Genomic DNA, 21128 nt, shown 5'->3' on the forward strand with positions numbered 1-21128 from the left:
GGGATGATATGGCAGTTTTTGTCAAAGATTTGATTGACAATGTGCGTGTGAGCAGTGCTTACAGCACAGAAGCATTACTTGAAAAAGAGATCAGCACATCTGATATTACACGTCCGGGTCTTGAGATGACAGGATATTTTGACTACTATGCTCCAGAGCGGATTCAGCTCATAGGTATGAAAGAATGGTCTTACTTAATGGCGATGACCTCCCATAATCGCTACCAGGTCTTGCGGAGGATGTTTCAGCCTGAAACGCCCGTAGTGATTGTGGCGCGTGGTTTGGAAATTCCTGATGAGATGTTTCAGGCAGCGCAGGAAAAAGGAATTGCTGTTTTCCAAAGTCATACGGCAACGAGCCGCTTGGCGGGTGAATTGTCTTCTTATTTGGATTCTCGTCTAGCCCAACGCACCAGTGTCCATGGAGTGCTTATGGACATCTATGGAATGGGGGTCTTGATTCAAGGAGATTCAGGAATTGGTAAGAGCGAGACAGGCCTTGAATTGGTGAAGCGCGGACACCGAATTGTGGCGGACGACCGCGTAGATGTCTATGCCAAAGATGATGTGACCCTCTGGGGAGAGCCTGCTGAAATTTTACGGCACTTACTCGAAATTCGCGGAGTGGGCATTATTGATATTATGAGCCTGTACGGGGCTAGTGCTGTCAAGGAATCATCAGAGGTACAATTAGCGATTTACCTTGAAAATTATGAAACAGGCAAGATTTTTGATCGTTTGGGTAATAGTGGAGACTCGATTGAAATTGCAGGCATTGCGATTCCGCAGATTCGGATTCCAGTTAAAACAGGGCGGAATATCTCTGTCGTGATTGAAGCCGCAGCGATGAACTATCGTTCAAAGCAAATGGGATTTGATGCGACCAGAGAATTTGAAAAACGTCTGGGTAGACTGATTGAAAGCAATAAGGAGTAACCGATGATTGATCCAGTTGCTGTAAAATTAGGTCTCTTTGAAATCCGTTGGTATGCCTTGTGTATTATTGCAGGTTTGGTTTTGGCAGTTTTTCTGGCTTCCAAAGAAGCACCGCGGAAAAAGATTTTGCCTGAATTTATTCTCGATTTCATTTTGTACGCCTTTCCCCTAGCCATTCTTGGTGCAAGAATTTACTATGTAGCCTTTTCTTGGAACCTTTACAAGGACAACCTGCTTTCCATTTTTGCCATTTGGGAAGGGGGACTTGCTATTTATGGTGGTCTCTTGACAGGATTCCTCTTTCTTGTCTTTTTTACCCGCTATCATTTTATCGAAACCTGGGATTTTCTGGACGTGGCGGCGCCGTCTGTCATGGTTGCTCAAGCGATCGGACGGTGGGGAAATTTTTTCAACCAAGAGGCTTATGGAGTAAGCATCACACATCTTGATTACTTGCCTGCCTTTATCCGCAAGCAAATGTATATTGATGGGAGCTACCGCACTCCGACTTTCCTATACGAGTCTTTATGGAACCTGCTAGGCTTTGTTTTGATCTGTCTGCTACGTAGACGCAAACGGCTACTCAAGCAGGGGGAGATCACGCTCTTTTACTTGATCTGGTATGGGGCTGGTCGCTTTGTGATTGAAGGGATGCGGACGGATAGCCTGATGCTTTCAGGCTTGCGTGTTTCCCAATGGCTCTCTGCCTTGTTGATATTCCTTGCGCTTGTCCTAGGAATCTATCGCCGCAGGCAAGACCTGCCCTACTATCAAGATTAAGAAAAGGAGATGTTTATGTTAATTGAAGTATCTGTTTTTATCATTGCAGTAGCTCTTGCTGCTGTCGCAGTCTACGTTATCCTCTTGTTAAGGAAAGTATCAAACGTGGTGGATGAAGCCCAACAAAGTTTGAATCTGTTGACGAGTGATGTCAATGTGACCCTTTACCAAACCAATGAATTATTGGCAAAGACAAATGTCCTTGTCGAAGATGTGAATGGCAAGGTTGCTACCTTGGATCCGCTATTTGTAGCAGTTGCTGATTTATCAGAATCAGTGTCTGACCTCAATAGCTCTGCTCGTGATTTGACAGTTAGAGCTCGTACAGCAGGTCAACGCACTATCAAAGCGGGCGGAGCCTTAGCAGTTATGAGTAAGTTATCTTCCATTTTAGGAAAGAAAGGAGAAAAACATGGTTAAAAAGTCTAGTATTTTCACAAGTATCCTGTTAGGGGCGGCAGGAGGAGCAGCTGCGGCAGCTTTTCTTGCGACTAAGACTGGTCAAGTAGTCAAGAAAAAGGTGCGGAACCTTGCTAAAGATTACCGGGAAAATCATGAAGAAATCAATGCGGAATTTATCCAAAAGGCACAAGATTTGGGCCAGCAGGCTGTTGATAAATATGAATCTGTCAAGGGTCAATTGGAATCAGGTGAATTGACAGTTGATGATTTGGTACAAACAGGTAAAGAAAAAGCGCAATTGGTCAAGTCGCAATCTCTTGAAAAATTTGAGCAAATCAAAGAAAAAATGGCTGAACAAAATATCACGACAAGCGATTTGCTTGCTTCGATCAAATCGAAAGCAAAAGCAGCTCCTTCCGTAGAAGAAGTGGCAGAAGAAATTGCAGTTACGACAGAAGATATTGAGATTGACTTACCAGTGGTAGAAGAAGAATAAAAAATCCGCAGTCGCGGATTTTTTATGTATCTACATATCCAACAGTCCCTCCCCAGACTGTTTTGACGAAAACTTCGTTTTCTTCATTTCCCCCCTCCAACAGTCTCTCCCCAGACTGTTGGAGCTATTACTAAAAATAAACTAAACGGCTATAAAACAACCTCCTTTTGTTTGATTTTTTGATATATTTAATATATTGTTATTATGACTAAAACAAAAGCATTTATGTGCTAAGAAGGAGAAAATCATGAAAAGAAAGTTAATTATCTCTATTTTTGAAATAATAGCAATGGATATAATGATATTCATCTTTATACACTTCCAAAATGGGACTGTTATAGGAGGCTTTTTGAGCCTAATCCTCTTTCATTTGGTAGTTGCGATTCATCTTGTTAATCGTTTCAATCAGAATCAAACATAATAATCCTCAAAGAAAATCAAAAATAGATGAGCTTCAACTATCTTATCTCTACTGATTTGTAAAATTATTTTAGAGCTACCAGTAACTTTTGTCTTTGGTCTGAAAAATCAGTATAGACACACTCAGAATGTAGACAAGGTTTTAAAAATGGAATGATTTTAGAAAATTTATAGTCATTTAGTTTATATTTTTATTACTTCGTTAACTCGTCTTGCTGTACCCCAGTACTACCTGCGACTCGTTGCCTAGTACTAAAAATAAACTAAACGGCTATACAAGGCTGTATTGTTTACGATGAAAAAAAACAGAACCCCGCTCATTTTTTGCGGGTTCTGTTTTTGCTTATATCTTTAGATAGTCTTTTTCTTATTAGAAATTGGACGAACTTTAATCCGATCAAGCCTGTTGCGATTGCCAATAGAAAGGCTAAAAAGACAGGAATTTTGTTTGAAAGATAAATGTATGTTGCAATCACGGTAATCACACTAAAAATAGCAATGTTCAAGAAAAAGAAAAATTCCTTGACACGTTCCTTATTTGGATTAGTGGCGTGATATGCTTGGTAGGCGGCCTGTTGTTTCTCTTTCGGGATTGATTCGTCATACTGGTAATAATCAGGCCGATATTGTCTAAGTGCCATATCGTCTCCTTTGCGTTTATTTAGTCTATCATAACAATGCTGGTTTTCTGTAACAGAAATATTACGTTTACATTACAAAAAAATGAGAAAAGTCTGAACATTAAAAATCGAGGAAGTGCTGAAGATTATTAAAGACTATGATATAATGAGGGTTATGGAAAAAATTGTTATTACAGCGACTGCTGAAAGTATTGAACAAGTCAAACAACTATTAGAAGCGGGAGTAGATCGTATCTATGTCGGAGAAGAGGACCATGCTCTGCGGATACCCCATTCTTTTACTTATGACGAACTGCGGGAGATTGCGCGTTTGACGCATGAAGCTGGAAAGGAATTAACCGTTGCAGCAAATGCCCTCATGCACCAAGATATGATGGATCATATTCAACCTTTCATGGAATTGATGAAAGAAATTAAGGTCGATTATCTGGTGGTAGGCGATACGGGCATCTTTTACATCAACAAGCGTGACGGTTACAATTTTAAGTTGATCTACGACACCTCTGTTTTTGTGACTTCTAGTCGCCAGATTAACTTCTGGAAAGACCACGGTGCGGTCGGTGCGGTACTGGCTAGAGAAATTCCGTCTGAGGAGCTATTTGATATTGCTAAAAATCTTGAAATTCCAGCGGAAATTTTGGTTTACGGCGCATCTGTGATTCATCATTCTAAGCGGACTCTCTTGCAGAACTACTACAATTATACTAAGGCAGATGAGACGGATTTGTCACGGGAGCGTGGGCTTTTCCTAGCAGAACCTAGTGACCCAGATAGCCACTATTCGATTTACGAAGACAAGCATGGAACGCATATTTTCATCAACAATGACATTGACATGATGATGAAGTTGAACGAGTTGGTGGAGCACGATTACCGACACTGGAAATTAGATGGTATTTACTGCCCGGGTGAAAATTTTGTAGAGATCGCTAAGCTCTTTGTTAAAGCAAGAGACTTAGCAGAAGTGGGAGAGTTGACCTATGACCAAGCCTTTTTGCTGGATGAACAGATTCGCAACCTGCATCCAAAAGAGCGCGGGCTGGATACAGGTTTCTATGAATACGATATAGATAAGGTGAAATAGGAAAGGTATGACAGAAAGAACATTAAAACGTCCAGAGGTCTTGTCACCTGCTGGAACTTTGGAAAAATTAAAAGTGGCAATTGATTATGGAGCAGATGCCGTATTTGTTGGGGGGCAGGCCTATGGCTTGCGGAGTCGGGCTGGAAATTTCTCAATGGAGGAAATGAAAGAGGGGATTGACTATGCCCATGCACGTGGTGCTAAGGTCTATGTCGCAGCCAACATGGTGACCCACGAGGGGAACGAAGTGGGAGCAGGAGCCTGGTTCCGTGAACTGCGGGATATGGGGCTGGATGCTGTTATTGTATCAGACCCTGCCTTGATTGTGATCTGTGCGACAGAAGCGCCGGGTCTTGAGATTCATTTGTCAACACAGGCTTCATCAACCAACTATGAAACCTTTGAGTTTTGGAAAGAATTAGGCTTGACGCGGGTCGTCCTAGCGCGTGAAGTAACCATGGAAGAATTGGCTGAAATTCGCAAGCGTACCAGCGTTGAGATTGAGGCTTTTGTCCATGGAGCCATGTGTATTTCTTATTCAGGGCGCTGTGTCCTGTCCAACCACATGAGCAACCGTGATGCCAACCGTGGGGGCTGTTCCCAATCTTGCCGCTGGAAATACAATCTTTATGATTTGCCATTTGGGGAAGAACGTAGAAGCATCAAGGGACAAGTTCCAGAGGAATTTTCAATGTCAGCGGTTGACATGTGTATGATCGACCATATCCCAGACATGATAGAAAACGGAGTTGACAGTCTGAAAATTGAAGGTCGGATGAAGTCCGTTCACTATGTGTCTACTGTGACCAATTGTTACAAGGCAGCGGTTGATGCCTACTTGGAAAGTCCAGAGAAATTTGAAGCGATCAAGCAAGACCTGATTGATGAGATGTGGAAGGTTGCCCAGCGGGAATTAGCAACAGGCTTCTACTATAACCCGCCGACAGAAAATGAGCAATTATTTGGAGCCCGCCGCAAGATTCCGGAATACAAATTTATTGCAGAAGTCGTCGCCTTTGATAAGGCAACAATGACGGCAACAATTCGTCAGCGCAACGTCATCAATGAGGGAGATGAGGTCGAGTTTTACGGTCCAGGCTTCCGCCACTTTGAGACTACCATTACTGATTTGCGTGATTCAGACGGTCTTCCAATTGAACGTGCTAATCGCCCAATGGAACTCCTGACCATTAGCCTATCGCAGGAAGTTTACCCCGGCGACATGGTCCGTGCCTGCAAGTCAGGCCTGATTAACCTCTATCAAGAAGACGGACAATCCCTAACCATTCGCGCGTAATATAAGATGTGAAGCCGTTAAAAAACCGACTGAAAATTAGGAAACATGACGCAGAGCTTTTAGATGAGAGTTTGCTTCGCAAACTTCTATTTCCCAGCTCTAAAGGTATCCCATACCTTTAGAGCTAGGAATGTTTATCCCTAAAGGGAGCCGCAGCTGTAACTAGCTAAAGTTAGAATACCTGCATCTCTTTTTCACAAAGTGAGTAGTTGGAACTCAATTCTACAAGATACAAATCCGTTCAAAAGCAATTGAAAATAGGAGGCGGATATTGGTCTTTGAGGAATACAAGAGAATGCATATAAATATCAGCGTCGTTGTACTCTTCTTATCTATCTATACAAAAAATGCCTGACGGACAACCATCAGGCATTCATGCTATTGTTTTGTGATTTGCGGATACTGTCTGGTACCAGAGAAATTCGCTGAATATCATCTAGGGCGATAATGCTGTTCACGTTTCGTTTGAAGTTTTTGACAATCATGCGGTTTCTGTCAGGCTCGAACTTGACAATCTCTCCTGTGAAGCTCTTATCAGCATAGATGACGTGGATTGCTGCTTTTTTATAGAGAGCCAATTGAATCATGTCAAGATAGGGGGTGCTTTCCTCCTCTTGTGAGGTGCTATGGGGTTGCTGGTTGCCTAAAAAGACATTGAGGTGATAGAGGAGGATAGATAGAAACTTTTTCATGGTAAAATACTCCAAAGATTGATACAATTATCATATCGGAATTTTTCAGAAAAGACAAGTTTTTATACAGTTTTACGAATAGAGTATTGAGGAGGAAAAAAATGGCAGAATTTACATTTGAAATTGAAGAAAAGTTACTCGTTTTATCAGAAAACGAGAAAGGATGGACCAAGGAATTGAATCGGGTCAGCTTTAATGGAGCGCCCGCCAAGTACGACATCCGAACATGGAGCCCAGACCACAGCAAGATGGGCAAGGGTATTACCCTATCCAATGAAGAATTTCAGGTCTTACTCGACGCCTTTCGGAATTAAGAGAAAGAGTTGGAATCAAAGGGTCGAGAGGATACTCAAAGAAAATTAGCCATATTCTGAAGAGTGTAGACCTTGAGCCTTTTTGAATACTGGAGTACTATGAGATACGAGGGCGTTAAACGAGCAAAGCAAAAATAGGAGTTTTGACGCAGAACACAAGTTCTAGGAAAAGCTATCTTTTTTGCACAGCTCGTAGCCCGAGTTCAATTAAACAAGATACGAGGGCGTTTGACACGAGTTTCCCTCGTTTTATTTCCAACCTTCCACAGTCTGTCCCCAGACTGTGGAAGCGAGCAAAGTAAAAATAGGAGTTTTGACGCAGAAGCTAAAGAGAGTTTGCTCTGAAAACCTCTATTTCTCTACGGGTATGGCTCTTTTTGTACAACTCGTAATCCGAGTTCAATATTAAAAAAATAAACTAAACGACTATAATAGACGGCTAATCGGTCGGTGACTGACCGTAACAAGCAGTAGTTTGACCAGATCAGGAATGAGAAAGGGGAGGATTGTTAGGGCAAGTGTGCTTTCGATACTGCTTCGGGTGACTAGAGCAAAGACAAGGCTGCCTAGACCAAAGCAGAGGCTGTCGCCCAAAAGGTTGGCGAGGAAGACTTGCCAGAGAGTGGAGTGCGAGGATGTGAGGCTTGCTGTCACACCTGCGTAGAGCACAAATCCCCAGAGAAAGCCCGCAGTCGGACCGAAAAGGCTAGCCATACCACCTAAAAATCCAGCAAAGACAGGTAATCCAATAGCGCCTAACAGGAGATAGAGGAGGATACTTGCCATAGCTTTTTTAGGAGGGTAGAGACTAGCAATTAGCCCAACCGCTAGTGTCTGCAGTGTAAAGGGAACAGGTCCAATGGGAATGATGATTTGGGACAAGGTGGCGATAAGTCCAGCTCCCAGAGCAGGATAGATAAGCGATTTAGTATGTGAAGTCATATTGTTATCCTTTCTATTTTTAAAGGGTAACAATATAATAAAAGGATTGACAGGAAAAGTCAATCCTTTTTCTATCGGCTGTTACAGGAGAAGCCAGACTTGTTTTCCTGTCCTTGTATCCTAATTGAAGTCGAGCTAAAAGCTCGGAAAATAGATAATCTTTCCTAGAATCGTTGATTCTTCGTCAAGATTCCTAATGTTCATTCGCTTTTTCTACGCTCTCGTATCTTGTTTTACCGCATGGTAACAAATTCTTCTGCACCCGTTGGGTGAATGGCAACTGTTGCATCAAAGTCAGCCTTGGTAGCCCCCATTTTAATAGCGACTGCAAATCCTTGGATCATCTCATCAACACCGTAGCCAATGCCATGAAGACCTATGATTTTTTCTTCCGCACCAGTTGTCACCAATTTGAATCTGGCGGCCTGTCGGTGGTTCCCAAGGGCAGTGTACATAGAGGTAAAGGCAGCGGTGTAGACCTTGACCTGTTCAGCTCCAAATTCTCTTTCAGCTTCTTCTTGACTGTAGCCGATTGTCCCAATCGCAGGATGTGAAAAGACAACTGTCGGAATGAAGTGATAGTCCATCTTGGCATCGGTTTTCCCATTAAAGAGGCGTTCAGACAAGGTGCGACCAGCCTTAATCGCAACAGGGGTCAGCTCTTTTTCACCCGTCACGTCACCTAAGGCATAGATATGAGGGATGCTGGTTTCTTGAAATTCATTGACCGCAATATGACCAGATGATGTAGTAGTGATGCCGATAGCTTTTAGATTTAAATCCTCAATATTGGCCCTTCGACCGACTGCCCAGAGAATTTTTTCAGCGGTGTGATGACTGCCATCTTCAAAGTAGATGGTCAAGCTGTCATCCATATTTTTTTCAATTCGCTGAGGGATTTTATGGGAATGGAGGGCTAGACCGACCTGCTGCATTTCAGCGACGAGGGCATCAGTAATATACGAATCAAAGCGTCGCAAGGGACGATCCCGACGGACAAAAAGGTCTGTCTGTACTCCGAGAGAATGGAGGACGCCCGCCATCTCAACAGCGATATAGCCAGCCCCGATAACGGCAACAGAATGAGGGAGCTTCTCCCAGGCAAAGACATCATCTGATATGCTAGCATATTCTCCACCAGGAATGCTAGGGAGAACAGGTTTTGCCCCTGTTGCAATGACAATCTTATCTGCATAGATCTGTTCACCGTTTACTTCGACAGTGTGCGGATCAACAAAGCGAGCGAAGCCCTCGATAACTTCTACCTTATTTCGCTCAAAGCTTCCCTTATAAGAACGTCTTGCGCGTTCAATATAGGCATCACGATTTTTCTTGAGGGTTTCAAAATCAAAAGTGACAGTGTCCGCTGAAAAACCATACTCAGGTCCATAGTGATGAAAGGCTTCTGCAATTTGAGCCCCATACCACATCAGTTTCTTTGGCACACAGCCAATATTGACGCAGGTTCCACCGAGGAAATGCCCCTCAATCACAGCAACCTTAGCCCCGTATTCAGCAGCACGGTTCATGGTCGCAATACCTCCAGAACCTCCGCCAATCGCAATCATATCAAAACGTTTCATAGTAATCCTCTCTGATTTCCAATTTACTTCTATTGTAGCGCTTTTTTTGGCTTCCTGCAAAAATCGGCTACGTTGGTTCAATCTTACAAAAGTGTAAGGAAATGATTCGCAAGAGTTGTGGCAATAAATAATGTTTTTTTGTAAAATAATATCAGAAAGTGCTTGCGTTTTTGTTTGCATTGTTGTATTATATGTATAGTACAATGATTATTCATCATAAAGGAGAAACGACATGTTAAAGACAAAGAAAAGCAAAATCATTTTGTTTTCCAGTTTAGGAGTAGCAGCAGTTGCTCTTATTGGAGGAGCCTTGCTCTTTGGAGGGAATAAGACAGAAGAACCAGTTGTCGATCAAAGTTTGACCTATACAGCGGTTAAAGAAGGATCAATTGCCTCTTCAACCTTATTGTCAGGAACAGTTGCTGCTGCTGAAGAGCAATATGTTTACTATGATAATTCAAAAGGTGATTTGAATGCTGTATTGGTTGCTCAAGGTGATCAGGTGCAGGTTGGGACACCACTTGTTCAGTACGATACAGGCGAATTGCAGGCAGCCTACGATACAGCTGTGCGGGCGCGCGATAAAGTCGGGCGTCAAATCAATGACCTACGTACAAATGGACAGACCGTTGATTTGACAGGGGATGCTTCAATTGATAGCAAATCAACTGCTAATGCGCAACGGACAGTGGACATGCAACTGCAGGACTTAAATGACGCGTACGCGGATGCACAGGCAGCAGTCAATAAAGCACAATCAGCTTTTGATGAGGCGACCGTGACAAGCAATGTTGTCGGAACAGTTGTAGAAGTGAATAAATCCGTTTCAAAATCAAATACAAGCACCAGCCAAACCATTGTCCATATTGTCAATCAAGGTAGCTTGCAAGTAACAGGCGAACTGTCTGAATATGATTTGGCAAATATTTCAGTGGATCAAGAAGTGAAGATTACCTCCAAAGTTTATCCTGATAAAGTATGGACTGGAAAAATTTCTTACATTTCAAACTATCCTGCAAGTGGCCAGTCTGCAACAGCTGCCCCTGGTGCAGGAGGAGGCGCTTCAAGTTCTAAATACCCATTCAAAGTAGCGATTACAAGTGAAGTTGGGGAATTGAAACAGGGATTTTCTGTCAATATTGAGGTTGTCAATAACAGCCAAACGATTCTTGTGCCGCTTGTTGCAGTTGTGCCAGAAGGGGATAAAAACTTTGTTTGGACAATCGTTGACGGGAAAGCTAAAAAAGTTGAAGTCACCCTCGGTAACTCTGATGCAATGAATCAAGAAGTAACGGGAGGTCTAACAGTAGGCGACCACGTCATCTCCAATCCAAACGATAGCTTACAAGATGGAAAAGAGGTAGAAGCGAATGAAGAAACGACTAATCAAGCTGACCAACATCAATAAGAGCTATAAAAATGGAGAGCAAGAACTACGCGTTTTAAAAGATGTTGATTTGGAAGTAGAAGAAGGGGAATTTCTTGCCATTATGGGACCGTCAGGTTCAGGGAAGTCGACCCTGATGAACATTATTGGGCTTTTGGATCGTCCGACAGCAGGAGAATACGTCCTAGAAGATACAGAAGTCAGCCAGATTTCAGGAAATAAGTTGGCACACGTTCGCAACAACCAGATTGGTTTTGTCTTTCAGCAGTTCTTTCTTCTATCCAAGTTGAATGCCTTGCAGAACGTGGAATTGCCCTTGATTTATGCAGGTGTGCCTGCCAGTCAGCGCAAGGCCCTGTCTCAAAAATTCTTAGAAAAGGTTGAGTTGGGCGAGCGGATGACGCATTTGCCATCCGAGTTATCAGGTGGGCAAAAACAACGGGTCGCCATTGCGCGTGCCTTGGTCAATAGTCCGTCCATCATTTTAGCTGATGAACCAACAGGGGCTCTTGACACCAAGACAGGCGATCAGATCATGGAATTGTTAACGGAGTTAAACCGTGAGGGCAAGACCATTATCATGGTAACCCATGAGCCAGAAATCGCTGCCTATGCCAAACGCCGTATCGTCCTTCGTGATGGTGTCATTACAGAAGATGTTCGCAAGGAGGAGAACTAAATGGAAAATATTAAATTTGCCCTAAAATCTGTCCTTGCCCACAAGATGCGGTCGCTCTTAACCATGTTAGGGATCATTATCGGGATTGCTTCAGTTGTTGTGATTGTGGCTCTGGGTGAAGGTTTTAAAAGAAGTTTATCAGATGCCTTAGCCGGTGACCGCAATAATGTGCAACTCTATTTCTCAAATACCACTACCGAAACCCATCAAGACGGCTTGTCAACCTATATTGCTGAATCACAAATGACTACCGAGCCAGAACCAACCCTGACAGACGGGATTTTGAAAGGCTTGCTTGAAGTGGATGGTGTGAGCAATTACTATACAACGAATAATAATAACGGAGAAATTAGCGCTGGTGCAAAAAAAGTAGAGAGTGTCTTTATTACAGGTGTCAGCCAAAACTATTTTGACGTAAAAGACCTCACGCTCATAGCCGGTCGTAAATTTACTGCAAATGACTATACTCAATTCGCCCGCATTATTATGCTGAATGAGCAAGTCGCTGAGAAATTGTTCGGTGATGCGCATTCTGCCCTCAATCAGACAGTCAGTCTGGTAAATAAAGCCTACTTGGTTGTAGGTGTCTACAAAGAAGAAGGTGAGGGCGGTATCCTTGGTTTTGGTGCTGGCGGTGCTGCCTTGATGACTAATACCCAAGTTTCTGCGGAAATTGGTGTCTCTGAAAATGCCCAAGTCTATGTGCATGTCGAAGATGTTTCACGTTCTTCAGAAGTAGGTCGGGCAGCTGCTGATTATTTGACGAGAGCTACTCACCTTAAGGAAGCGAGATACGATATCCAAGATTTCTCTCAATTTTTAGAAACTTTCAATACCCAGCTATCAGGCATCACCTTATTTATCGGTTCAGTTGCAGGGATCTCACTCCTTGTCGGTGGTATCGGTGTCATGAATATCATGCTGGTATCTGTCACAGAGCGTACGCGTGAGATTGGTCTACGGAAAGCCCTAGGTGCGACCCGTAGCAACATCCTCCTACAATTCTTGATTGAGGCTATGGTCTTGACCAGTCTCGGTGGTCTCATTGGTCTCGGGATTGCTCAACTAGCTGTTACTGCTATCAATGTTACCAAGGCGCTCGGTGGAGAAATCACAGCTGTTATTTCCATTCCAGTTGTGCTAGGTAGTCTCGCCTTTTCCGCAACAGTCGGTATGCTCTTTGGTGTCCTACCAGCCAATAAGGCATCCAAGCTTGACCCAATCGAAGCCCTTCGCTATGAATAACCTAGTAGTTGTCCTTGAGTTCCATCATGACAAGGGAGTTCAAGGCTAGTCTAAAGCATTGATGATTGTTTAGTGAAGATAGTAGTGGAGCCCCTCTAAGGAGAGTAGGCTTCACTACTTTTTTATCTTAAAGTGGAGGTTTTCAGCCTATTCTCTAAGGCTAGCCATACCTGTAATTAGCTAAAGTTGCAACAGCTACGTCCCCCAAAAGGGAGCCACGCCTGTAAGCAACAGTTGCGTCTTTTTTCACAAAGAGTTTAGGGCGCGTTCAATTACAAAATAGAAACGAAATGACTATAAATAAAAAAAAGCCTGCTGTTAGCCAAGAATAGCGAACAGCGGGCTATATGCTCTATCCGATGTTATTGAAAGGTTTGAAGATAGAAAGCAATCGTATCACCGTCGGATACGTGCATTTCCTTAGCACCTTTGGGCGCTAACTCATCATTGACATCATACATCCAATAGGTGTTTTTTTCTGGCTTCTGGCTGACATCATCAATGGAGGTGACCAGACCATCCTTTTCTTCAACCTTGTGGTGTTCTTCTAAAATATCCATCACGGAGTCATCTTTTTCAAAAGTTACGATTTTCTCAACAACCTTATCTTCTGGGAAGGTGACTTTTAAGGTCGCTGTGTAGGTCTGCTCTGTCTTTGTAGCTGTTTGCGGTTGGCAAGCAACTAAAAAGAGACCAGTGATGACTGCTAGGACGCTAAGTATCCATTTTTTCATAAGGGTAGTATCTCCTAAATATAGAATAAATAATGGGGTAAAATAAAATAGTTGAAATACTGTGTAACATGTCAAACGATAAACCGTTTAGCCAAAAGGTGATCGGATTTGTCCCAAATTGCCAACCAACCGGAAAACTGATCGAAAAGCCATAGAGGACGATCACGATCCCCGCTAGGACGCTTTGCAACTCAATTCCCAGTTGCCCTCTGCGGATAAGAGGTATCACAGCCATACGCCACAAGAGCATCACGAGGGTAAAGCTGACGATCTGCCAAAAGACTACTAGGCTAAATCCAAACAAAAGACTGCTTCCTAGCATGGTCAAGGCCATCATCCATAAGCTATCACTTACAGGAAGAAAGCATAGACTGACTAAAAAGATAGCCGAAATCGGCTTGATATTTGGAAGAGCACCAAAGGCGAAGCGCAGGGCAATGGATAGGGCAGCAAGAATGACAATTTGGCTGATTCGTCTCGTCGACATCATACATGATACTTTCTCTTTTATTTCTTCTTCTAGGGTAACGGATTCTCCCCTTGCTGTCAAGATAATACTTTTTGAAAAGCAAAAGGCTACTCTAATCAAAAGTCACGGTGACCTGCATTCTATACACTGTAAGGCTAGTTTTAGGAAACAGGTTGAAAATTAAGATACGAGGACGTTAAAAGCACAAACTGAAAATGGGAAATCTGACGAAGAGATTAGAGAGACTTTGCTTTGCAACCAACGAGATTTCTCTTTTTCACACAGTGCTTAGTCCGAGTTCAATTCCACAAGATACGAGAGCGTTTGATACGAGTTGCACTCGTTCTGTCTCCAACCTCCAACTGCCTCCCAGATAGTTGAAGCTCGCTATTGTTGATTGTTGCTGAGGATAAATTCTTCTCCTTTTAGCTTATTTTTTTTGATTTTTCCGTCCATTTAGGATAAAATAAGAGCAATGAGAAAGAAAATACATCCGATCCTTGTGACCTTATTCTTCCTCTTTTTTGTAGGAATAATCCTGACGACACAGGCAATGAATCAGGAACAGGAAAAAGACAAGCAAGAAGCACTTCAACAACTTGAGGAAAGCACATCAACAGCACCCAGTTACCACGCCAGTCCCGTCCATATTACCAACGCGCTGGAGATGAAACCAATCATTGATGTGTCTGGTTGGCAGCGGCCCTCTGATATTGATTATGACATCCTTGCTTCCAATATATCTGGTGCCATCATTCGCGTACAGAGTGGTTCTCATACACGAAAAGATAACAGTGCCTCTGATAAAAACGGGATTGACAAGCACTATCAGACCCATATCAAGGAATTTCAAGCACGCGGTATTCCCGTAGCGGTCTACGCCTATGTTACTGGAAATAGTGTCGAATCCATGAAAAAAGAGGCGAAATCTTTCTATGAAGCCTCCTACAAGTTTAAACCAAGCTATTATTGGTTAGATGTCGAAGACAAGACCATGGATGATATGAATGCCGGTGTCGAAGCCTTCCGCCAAGAATTGGAAGACCTTGGGGCAAAAAATATCGGGATATATATTGGAACCTATTTTATGGAAGAGCATCAGATTTCAGTTGATAAATTTACCGCTCTTTGGATTCCGACCTACGGAACCAATTCAGGCTACTATAATGCAGCTCCTAATACGGATTTAGATTATGACCTGCATCAGTATACATCAGTTGGCTCACTCAACGGCTTTGCGCATCATCTAGACCTGAATTTGATTACCACTCTTAAAAATCCAAATGAAGTCTATCAAAAGTTGTTTACAAGCCCCCAATAATCTGTTATACTGAAGGTAATTAAATATCTATCACAAAGGAGTGCTTCGGCTGAGATCGCACCTGCGAAATCCTCGAACCTGATCTAGTTAACACTAGCGTAGGGATTGTGTTTGAAATGATACTTGTTGATGACGGGTATGATCAAAGACCAACAGCTCCTTTTGTGAAGAAAAGGAGTTTTCTTTATGTCCAAAAATCTCACGGCTCTCGTAGAAGTAGCCCTCTTTGCAGCTCTTGCTATGGTTCTCTCTTTTATCCCTGACTTCATGGGCTGGTTCAATCCCTCTTTTGGTGCCATTCCCCTAGTCCTTATCTCCCTGCGTCGGGGATCAAAATACGGCCTGCTAGCCGGTCTGATTTGGGGTTTGCTCCACTTTGTCCTAGGCAAGGTCTACTATCTATCTTTCGCCCAAGTCGTGATCGAATACATTCTTGCCTTCCTTGCTATGGGGCTTGCTGGTTATCTGGCACCTAGCTTTCAAAGAGCCTTGAAAGAAAAAGGAGAGAGAACTCAAGCACTAGGTCTTGCCTTTCTTGCAGCCATTCTTGCTGTATTTGTACGTTACCTGATTCACTATATCGCAGGTGTTATCTTCTGGAGTAGCTATGCACCAGAGGGTATGTCTGCCTACTGGTATTCTTTTACAGTCAATGGAACAGCAGGAGGCTTGACGCTCCTTGTAGTCCTCATTGTCCTAGGTATTTTAGTTCCTACCAGTCCCCGCTTTTTCTTACCGAATAAATAAGACTTAACCGATTTTCCAAAAATATGATATAATAGAATCGTTTTGAACGTTTTACGTTTGCTACTCGTCAAAGTCCATTTTGATTGCCAAAAGTCTCGATAATAGGTCTAGGTGATCAACTTGGCTTTGAGAGAAGCTAATCGATAATAGGATAGTTTATTTATGGAGGAACTGATGGCATCTTGGATTGCAAGAATAGTAAAAGGAATGATTATCGCCCTAGGATTTATCCTACCGGGTGTATCAGGCGGAGTCTTGGCTGCGATTTTAGGAATTTATGAGCGGATGATCCGCTTTCTCGCCCATATTCGGGAGAATTTTCTCGAAAATGTTCTCTTTTTCCTCCCTGTGGGAATCGGTGGTATCTTAGGAATTGCCCTCTTTTCTTATCCCGTTGAATACCTTCTCGAACACTATCAAGTCATTGTTTTTTGGGGCTTTGCCGGAGCCATTGTCGGAACGATTCCGAGTCTGATAAAGGAATCGACCCAGCAGAGCAAGCGCGACACGGTGGATCTTATCTGGCTGTGTGGCACCTTTGTTATTTCTGGACTTGTCCTTTATTTCCTGAATGACCTTGTTGGAACCCTGCCAGCCGCTTTTGCCAGCTTCGTTTTAGCCGGAGCCTTAATCGCCTTGGGAATTTTAGTGCCGGGTCTTAGTCCCTCGAATTTGCTCCTCATTTTAGGGATTTATACCCCTATGCTCAACGGCTTCAAATCGCTTGATTTGCTGGGAACTTTCCTGCCGATTGCTATCGGTGGTGTCCTTGCCATGCTTGTCTTTTCAAAAGCCATGGACTTTGCACTGAAGAATTACCATTCCCGTGTCTACCATTTCATCATCGGAATTGTTCTGTCCAGCACCCTTTTGATCCTCATTCCACAAGCAGGAAATGAAGAGTCCATCTCTTACGCTGGTGCAGGAGTCGCTACTTGGCTACTTGCGCTAGTCCTCTTTGGACTAGGTGTGTGGCTCGGATTATGGATGAGCCGACTGGAGGAAAAGTATAAATAATGGGCAAGAAGAAAATGAAGAAAACCTTGGTGGAGCAAATATTAGATAAGGCAGGCATTACCCACGATAGTCTGGCAATCAATGCCCTTGAAGGCGAACTACCAGAAGATGTCGTAGCAGATCAGATCTATAAGACCCTCGCCTTGATAGGTGACAAGACGGGGCCCATCATTGGCATCGTCCCCATTACAGAACACCTATCAGAGAAAGCCTTAGCTAAAATATCAGGCAATAAAAAAGTGACCATGATTCCACAGAAAGACTTGGAAAAAACAACTGGCTATGTCCACGGAGCCAATAATCCTGTCGGTATTCGCCAGAAACACTCCTTTCCTATCTACATTGACCAATCCGCCTTGGCATTAGGGCAAATGATTGTTTCTGCTGGGGAAGTCGGACGCTCCATTTGCATGAACAGCCAGACCCTAGCAGATTTTGTAGGTGCAACCTTTGCTGATTTGACTGTCAAATGAGAGTAGGAGAATCGTATATTTAGTAGAAAAATTAGCTATCCTAGCTGATTTTTTTCATGTTTTATGCTAGAATAAATGGGATAGACTTTGGAGGAATGAAACGACTATGTCAAATGAACATTTTGAAGAATTAAACGACCAACAATTGGTTCGCCGAGAGAAAATGGCAGCCCTTAGCGAAAAAGGTATTGATCCATTTGGGAAACGTTTTGAACGCACTGCAAATTCAGCAGAATTAAAGACCAAATATGAAGATAAATCCAAGGAGGACTTGGCTGAATTAGGTGCGACTGCTGTAATCGCAGGACGAATGATGACCAAGCGTGGAAAAGGAAAGGCGGGCTTTGCCCATATTCAAGACCGTGAAGGTCAGATCCAAATCTACGTCCGCAAGGATGATGTCGGTGAGGAAAACTACGAACTCTTCAATAAGGCTGATCTCGGAGACTTTATCGGAGTTGAGGGGGATGTGATGCGGACTAATATGGGGGAACTCTCTATCCATGCCCATAAACTGACCCATTTGTCAAAAGCCCTTCGACCACTACCAGAAAAATTCCACGGCCTTACAGATACCGAAACCATTTACCGTAAACGCTACTTGGACTTGATTTCCAACCGTGACAGCTTCGATCGCTTTGTCACTCGCAGTAAAATTATCTCTGAAATCCGCCGTTATTTGGATGGACTTGGCTTCTTAGAAGTGGAAACTCCCGTCCTTCACAATGAGGCTGGCGGTGCTGCTGCCCGTCCATTTATCACTCACCACAATGCCCAAAACATTGATATGGTCTTGCGGATTGCGACAGAATTACATCTAAAACGCTTGATTGTCGGTGGTATGGAAAGGGTCTATGAAATCGGACGTATCTTTCGTAACGAGGGGATGGATGCCACTCATAATCCAGAATTTACATCAATTGAAGTCTACCAAGCCTATGCAGATTACCTTGACATCATGGACTTGACCGAAGGGATTATCCAGCATACGGCAAAGGCTGTTGTTGGAGACGGTCCTGTCACCTATCAAGGTAAGGAAATCAATATTCACCTACCATTTAAACGGGTGCACATGGTCGACGCCATCAAGGAAGAAACAGGTGTAGATTTCTGGCAAGATATGACCTTTGAAGCAGCAGCAGATCTAGCTCGTGAACACAAGGTACCGGTTGAAAAACACTATACAGAAGTTGGACAGATCATCAATGCTTTCTTTGAAGAATTTGTTGAAGATACCTTGATACAACCAACCTTTGTCTATGGTCACCCTGTTGCTGTATCACCATTGGCGAAGAAAAATGATACAGACCCTCGCTTTACAGACCGCTTTGAGCTCTTTATCATGACTAAAGAGTACGGAAATGCCTTCACCGAGTTGAATGACCCAATCGACCAGTTGGAGCGCTTTAAAGCACAAGCCAAGGCCAAGGAATTGGGAGATGATGAAGCAACTGGTATCGACTACGACTACATAGAAGCCCTCGAATATGGTATGCCACCAACAGGTGGTCTCGGTATCGGAATCGACCGTCTCTGTATGCTCCTTACCGATACAACCACTATCCGTGACGTACTTCTTTTCCCAACCATGAAATAATATCGTCGTTTCCTTTATCTTTTATAATGAAAGACGCCTAAACTCTGTATGAAAAGAGACATAGCTGTTCCAGTGTTAACTGGTTACAGATATTGTTCCCTTTAGATACAAATTTTCAACAAAACGCTTGACTGTTGCCTTGTTCCTCGTTTCAAGAGGAGCAGGGCTATCTTTATTTTCTAGAGATAATCCACTGGCTAACTTTAGTTTAAATAGTAGCGATAAGATGCGACACTCTTTGAATATCAAAAGAGGTGTCCCTTGATTATCCGATCAACAGTTGAAGGTTGGAGATAAAACAATCCTAATCGTATCAAAAATTCTCACATCTTGCCGAATCTTCTTCGCTCGCTCATCTTATCCTTGACCTTTCATATCCTCATTCACAATTGTGAGCGCTCGTCTGTTTTGCCCAGTACTTATAGCTTCCAATAGCAAGGGAACTTTTTCCAATGAACAGCACCTTATGCGGTTTTCAAATAGAATGACATCCCTATTTTTAAGGCTTCAAATCGTTCCTACAAGCCAGCTTATATTCTATCGAAAACGCTTTCTCCTAAAATTGCCAGATTTTTCCGTATTTGCTAGGGAAATATGGTATAATGAGAGCAATACTCTAGAAGATGCATAGGAGAATAGATGAAAATTGATAAGCAGCATTTGCTGAACTATTCTATTTTAATTCCGTACTTAATTTTGTCTGTCGTTGGGCTTATTATGATTTATTCAACGACCAGTGCCTTGCAGGTACAAAGCAATGGGAATCCCTTAAAACTCTTAATCAGTCAAGCAGGTTATTGGGTGATTAGTCTGGTAGCAATCTATATCATTTACCGTATGAGATTGAGCTTTTTACGCAGGCCGGGCTTCATCTCTCTCATGTTACTGATCGAAGGATTCTTGCTGGTTATTTCCCATTTTTTTGACCCTGTCAATGGAGCTCATGGTTGGATTCGCTTTGGTCCAAATGGTATCATTGGTTTGCAGCCGGCTGAATATCTGAAACTGCTAATCGTTTGGTATCTGGCGCACCAGTTTGCTAAGATTCAGGGAGAGATCCGCACTTATGACTATCAAGCCTTGACCAAGGGACGTTGGCTTCCCAATAAACTCAATGATTGGCGTGTAGTTAGTCTGCTCTTTGTAGGCTTGGTAGCTTCACTCCCCGACTTGGGAAATGCGGTTATTGTGGCCTTGATTATAATGGTATTGGTTACAAGCAGTGGTATCGGCTATCGCTGGTTTTCGACAGCCTTGCTGGCGATTGTATCGGCTTCTGTTTTGTTGCTGGGGTCTATCCGCCTACTCGGTGTCGAGGTCGTGGCTAAGATTCCGATCTTTGGTTATATTGCCAGACGTTTTGCAGCGTACTTCAATCCCTTTGAAAATGCCACAGAATCAGGGTTACAATTGACCAATTCCTACTATGCTATGAGCAACGGCGGCTGGTTTGGTAGAGGGCTAGGAAATTCGATTGAAAAAAATGGTTATTTACCAGAGGCACACACCGATTTCGCCTTTTCGATTGTCATTGAGGAACTCGGTTTCTTTGGTGCCAGTTTGATTTTGGCGCTCTTATTCTTCTTGATTTTACGGATTCTGGTTGTCGGGATTCGGGCAAGAAATTCCTTCAATGCCATGATGGCATTTGGAGTTGCAGGTATGTTACTTGTTCAGACCTTTGTCAATGTCGGAGGAATTGCAGGCTTGATTCCAGCAACAGGGGTGACCTTTCCCTTTATTTCTCAAGGAGGGAATAGCTTGCTCATCATTTCTATCGGAATTGCCTTTGTGCTGAATATCGATGCCAATGAAAAACGCGAGCTGATTCAAGAAGAGATCGAACGAACAATGCTTTAGAAATCTATATAAG

Annotated in this window: 22 protein-coding genes and 1 riboswitch; of the genes, 16 read left to right on the forward strand and 6 right to left on the reverse strand. The window is 43.1% G+C overall.

From position 1 onward, the window contains the following. Positions 1-8: 8 nt before the first annotated feature. The 4 genes from hprK to BU200_RS01350 are packed head-to-tail and all read left to right on the forward strand — an operon-like array spanning position 9 to position 2613. Positions 9-935 (forward strand): HPr(Ser) kinase/phosphatase, encoded by a 927-nt coding sequence (gene hprK / locus BU200_RS01335; RefSeq protein WP_075098441.1) that lies wholly within the window; start codon positions 9-11, stop codon positions 933-935. A gap of 3 nt (positions 936-938) precedes the next feature. Next, entirely contained in the window at positions 939-1715 is a 777-nt protein-coding gene (gene lgt / locus BU200_RS01340) for a prolipoprotein diacylglyceryl transferase (RefSeq protein WP_075098442.1), read from the forward strand. Positions 1716-1730: 15 nt separating this feature from the next. Beyond that, the gene (locus BU200_RS01345; protein ID WP_075098443.1) at positions 1731-2135 is read left to right on the forward strand and encodes a DUF948 domain-containing protein; all 405 of its coding nucleotides are present in this window, start codon (positions 1731-1733) and stop codon (positions 2133-2135) included. Then, a complete protein-coding gene (locus BU200_RS01350; RefSeq protein ID WP_075098444.1) occupies positions 2128-2613 on the forward strand; it encodes a YtxH domain-containing protein in 486 nt (161 codons plus the stop codon). The genes BU200_RS01345 and BU200_RS01350 overlap by 8 nt, the downstream gene beginning before the upstream one ends. Positions 2614-3350: 737 nt before the next feature. Here the strand turns inward: BU200_RS01350 and BU200_RS01355 are convergent. Then, positions 3351-3674: a DUF3270 domain-containing protein gene (locus BU200_RS01355; RefSeq protein WP_075098445.1), complete on the reverse strand. Its 324-nt coding sequence runs from the start codon at positions 3672-3674 to the stop codon at positions 3351-3353. A gap of 154 nt (positions 3675-3828) precedes the next feature. Between BU200_RS01355 and BU200_RS01360 the strand changes: the two genes are divergently transcribed. Further along, complete coding sequence (locus tag BU200_RS01360; protein ID WP_075098446.1) at positions 3829-4758, forward strand: peptidase U32 family protein; 930 nt, start codon at positions 3829-3831, stop codon at positions 4756-4758. Positions 4759-4765: 7 nt separating this feature from the next. Continuing rightward, positions 4766-6055 (forward strand): peptidase U32 family protein, encoded by a 1290-nt coding sequence (locus BU200_RS01365; protein WP_075098447.1) that lies wholly within the window; start codon positions 4766-4768, stop codon positions 6053-6055. A 365-nt stretch (positions 6056-6420) separates the two neighbouring features. Here BU200_RS01365 and BU200_RS01370 read toward each other — a convergent pair whose 3' ends face one another. Next, complete coding sequence (locus tag BU200_RS01370) at positions 6421-6747, reverse strand: hypothetical protein (RefSeq protein ID WP_075098448.1); 327 nt, start codon at positions 6745-6747, stop codon at positions 6421-6423. A gap of 101 nt (positions 6748-6848) precedes the next feature. Between BU200_RS01370 and BU200_RS01375 the strand changes: the two genes are divergently transcribed. Next, positions 6849-7061, forward strand: coding sequence for a YdbC family protein (locus tag BU200_RS01375; protein WP_075098449.1), 213 nt, complete (start codon positions 6849-6851; stop codon positions 7059-7061). Between the two features lie 426 nt (positions 7062-7487). On the opposite strand, the gene BU200_RS01380 is transcribed toward BU200_RS01375, so the two are convergent. Together BU200_RS01380 and gorA are read right to left on the reverse strand one after the other, a co-directional pair. Then, complete coding sequence (locus BU200_RS01380; protein WP_075098450.1) at positions 7488-8003, reverse strand: biotin transporter BioY; 516 nt, start codon at positions 8001-8003, stop codon at positions 7488-7490. A gap of 233 nt (positions 8004-8236) precedes the next feature. Continuing rightward, positions 8237-9586, reverse strand: a complete 1350-nt coding sequence (gorA, locus tag BU200_RS01385) for a glutathione-disulfide reductase (protein WP_075098451.1) — start codon at positions 9584-9586, stop codon at positions 8237-8239. 232 nt (positions 9587-9818) lie between these two features. On the opposite strand from gorA, the gene BU200_RS01390 reads away from it, so the two are divergent. The 3 genes from BU200_RS01390 to BU200_RS01400 are packed head-to-tail and all read left to right on the forward strand — an operon-like array spanning position 9819 to position 12897. Beyond that, positions 9819-10994, forward strand: coding sequence for an efflux RND transporter periplasmic adaptor subunit (locus BU200_RS01390; protein ID WP_075098452.1), 1176 nt, complete (start codon positions 9819-9821; stop codon positions 10992-10994). After that, on the forward strand, positions 10957-11652 hold the full coding sequence (locus BU200_RS01395) for an ABC transporter ATP-binding protein (protein ID WP_075098453.1): 696 nt from the start codon (positions 10957-10959) through the stop codon (positions 11650-11652). Before BU200_RS01390 ends, BU200_RS01395 begins: the two co-directional genes overlap by 38 nt. Then, positions 11653-12897 (forward strand): ABC transporter permease, encoded by a 1245-nt coding sequence (locus tag BU200_RS01400; RefSeq protein ID WP_075098454.1) that lies wholly within the window; start codon positions 11653-11655, stop codon positions 12895-12897. It abuts the gene before it with no gap. A gap of 362 nt (positions 12898-13259) precedes the next feature. Here the strand turns inward: BU200_RS01400 and BU200_RS01405 are convergent, their stop codons facing one another. Then, on the reverse strand, positions 13260-13631 hold the full coding sequence (locus BU200_RS01405) for a DUF4430 domain-containing protein (protein WP_075098455.1): 372 nt from the start codon (positions 13629-13631) through the stop codon (positions 13260-13262). Continuing rightward, positions 13612-14121 (reverse strand): hypothetical protein, encoded by a 510-nt coding sequence (locus BU200_RS01410; RefSeq protein ID WP_244912657.1) that lies wholly within the window; start codon positions 14119-14121, stop codon positions 13612-13614. Before BU200_RS01410 ends, BU200_RS01405 begins: the two co-directional genes overlap by 20 nt. Before the next feature lie 454 nt (positions 14122-14575). Between BU200_RS01410 and BU200_RS01415 the strand changes: the two genes are divergently transcribed. From BU200_RS01415 to BU200_RS01440, 6 genes are all read left to right on the forward strand, one after another. After that, entirely contained in the window at positions 14576-15421 is an 846-nt protein-coding gene (locus BU200_RS01415) for a glycoside hydrolase family 25 protein (RefSeq protein ID WP_075098456.1), read from the forward strand. A gap of 26 nt (positions 15422-15447) precedes the next feature. Continuing rightward, positions 15448-15543, forward strand: a riboswitch (TPP riboswitch). Between the two features lie 64 nt (positions 15544-15607). After that, a complete protein-coding gene (gene thiT, locus BU200_RS01420; RefSeq protein ID WP_075098457.1) occupies positions 15608-16168 on the forward strand; it encodes an energy-coupled thiamine transporter ThiT in 561 nt (186 codons plus the stop codon). Positions 16169-16342: 174 nt separating this feature from the next. Then, positions 16343-17185: a DUF368 domain-containing protein gene (locus tag BU200_RS01425; protein WP_075098458.1), complete on the forward strand. Its 843-nt coding sequence runs from the start codon at positions 16343-16345 to the stop codon at positions 17183-17185. After that, complete coding sequence (locus tag BU200_RS01430; protein WP_075098459.1) at positions 17185-17658, forward strand: aminoacyl-tRNA deacylase; 474 nt, start codon at positions 17185-17187, stop codon at positions 17656-17658. Before BU200_RS01425 ends, BU200_RS01430 begins: the two co-directional genes overlap by 1 nt. Before the next feature lie 106 nt (positions 17659-17764). Beyond that, entirely contained in the window at positions 17765-19255 is a 1491-nt protein-coding gene (gene lysS / locus BU200_RS01435) for a lysine--tRNA ligase (RefSeq protein WP_075098460.1), read from the forward strand. A gap of 639 nt (positions 19256-19894) precedes the next feature. After that, positions 19895-21115, forward strand: coding sequence for an FtsW/RodA/SpoVE family cell cycle protein (locus BU200_RS01440; protein WP_075098461.1), 1221 nt, complete (start codon positions 19895-19897; stop codon positions 21113-21115). The last annotated feature ends 13 nt before the right edge of the window (positions 21116-21128 follow it).

Origin of the sequence: Streptococcus acidominimus (assembly GCF_001921825.1) — a bacterium.
In the GTDB taxonomy this organism is placed as follows: domain Bacteria; phylum Bacillota; class Bacilli; order Lactobacillales; family Streptococcaceae; genus Streptococcus; species Streptococcus acidominimus.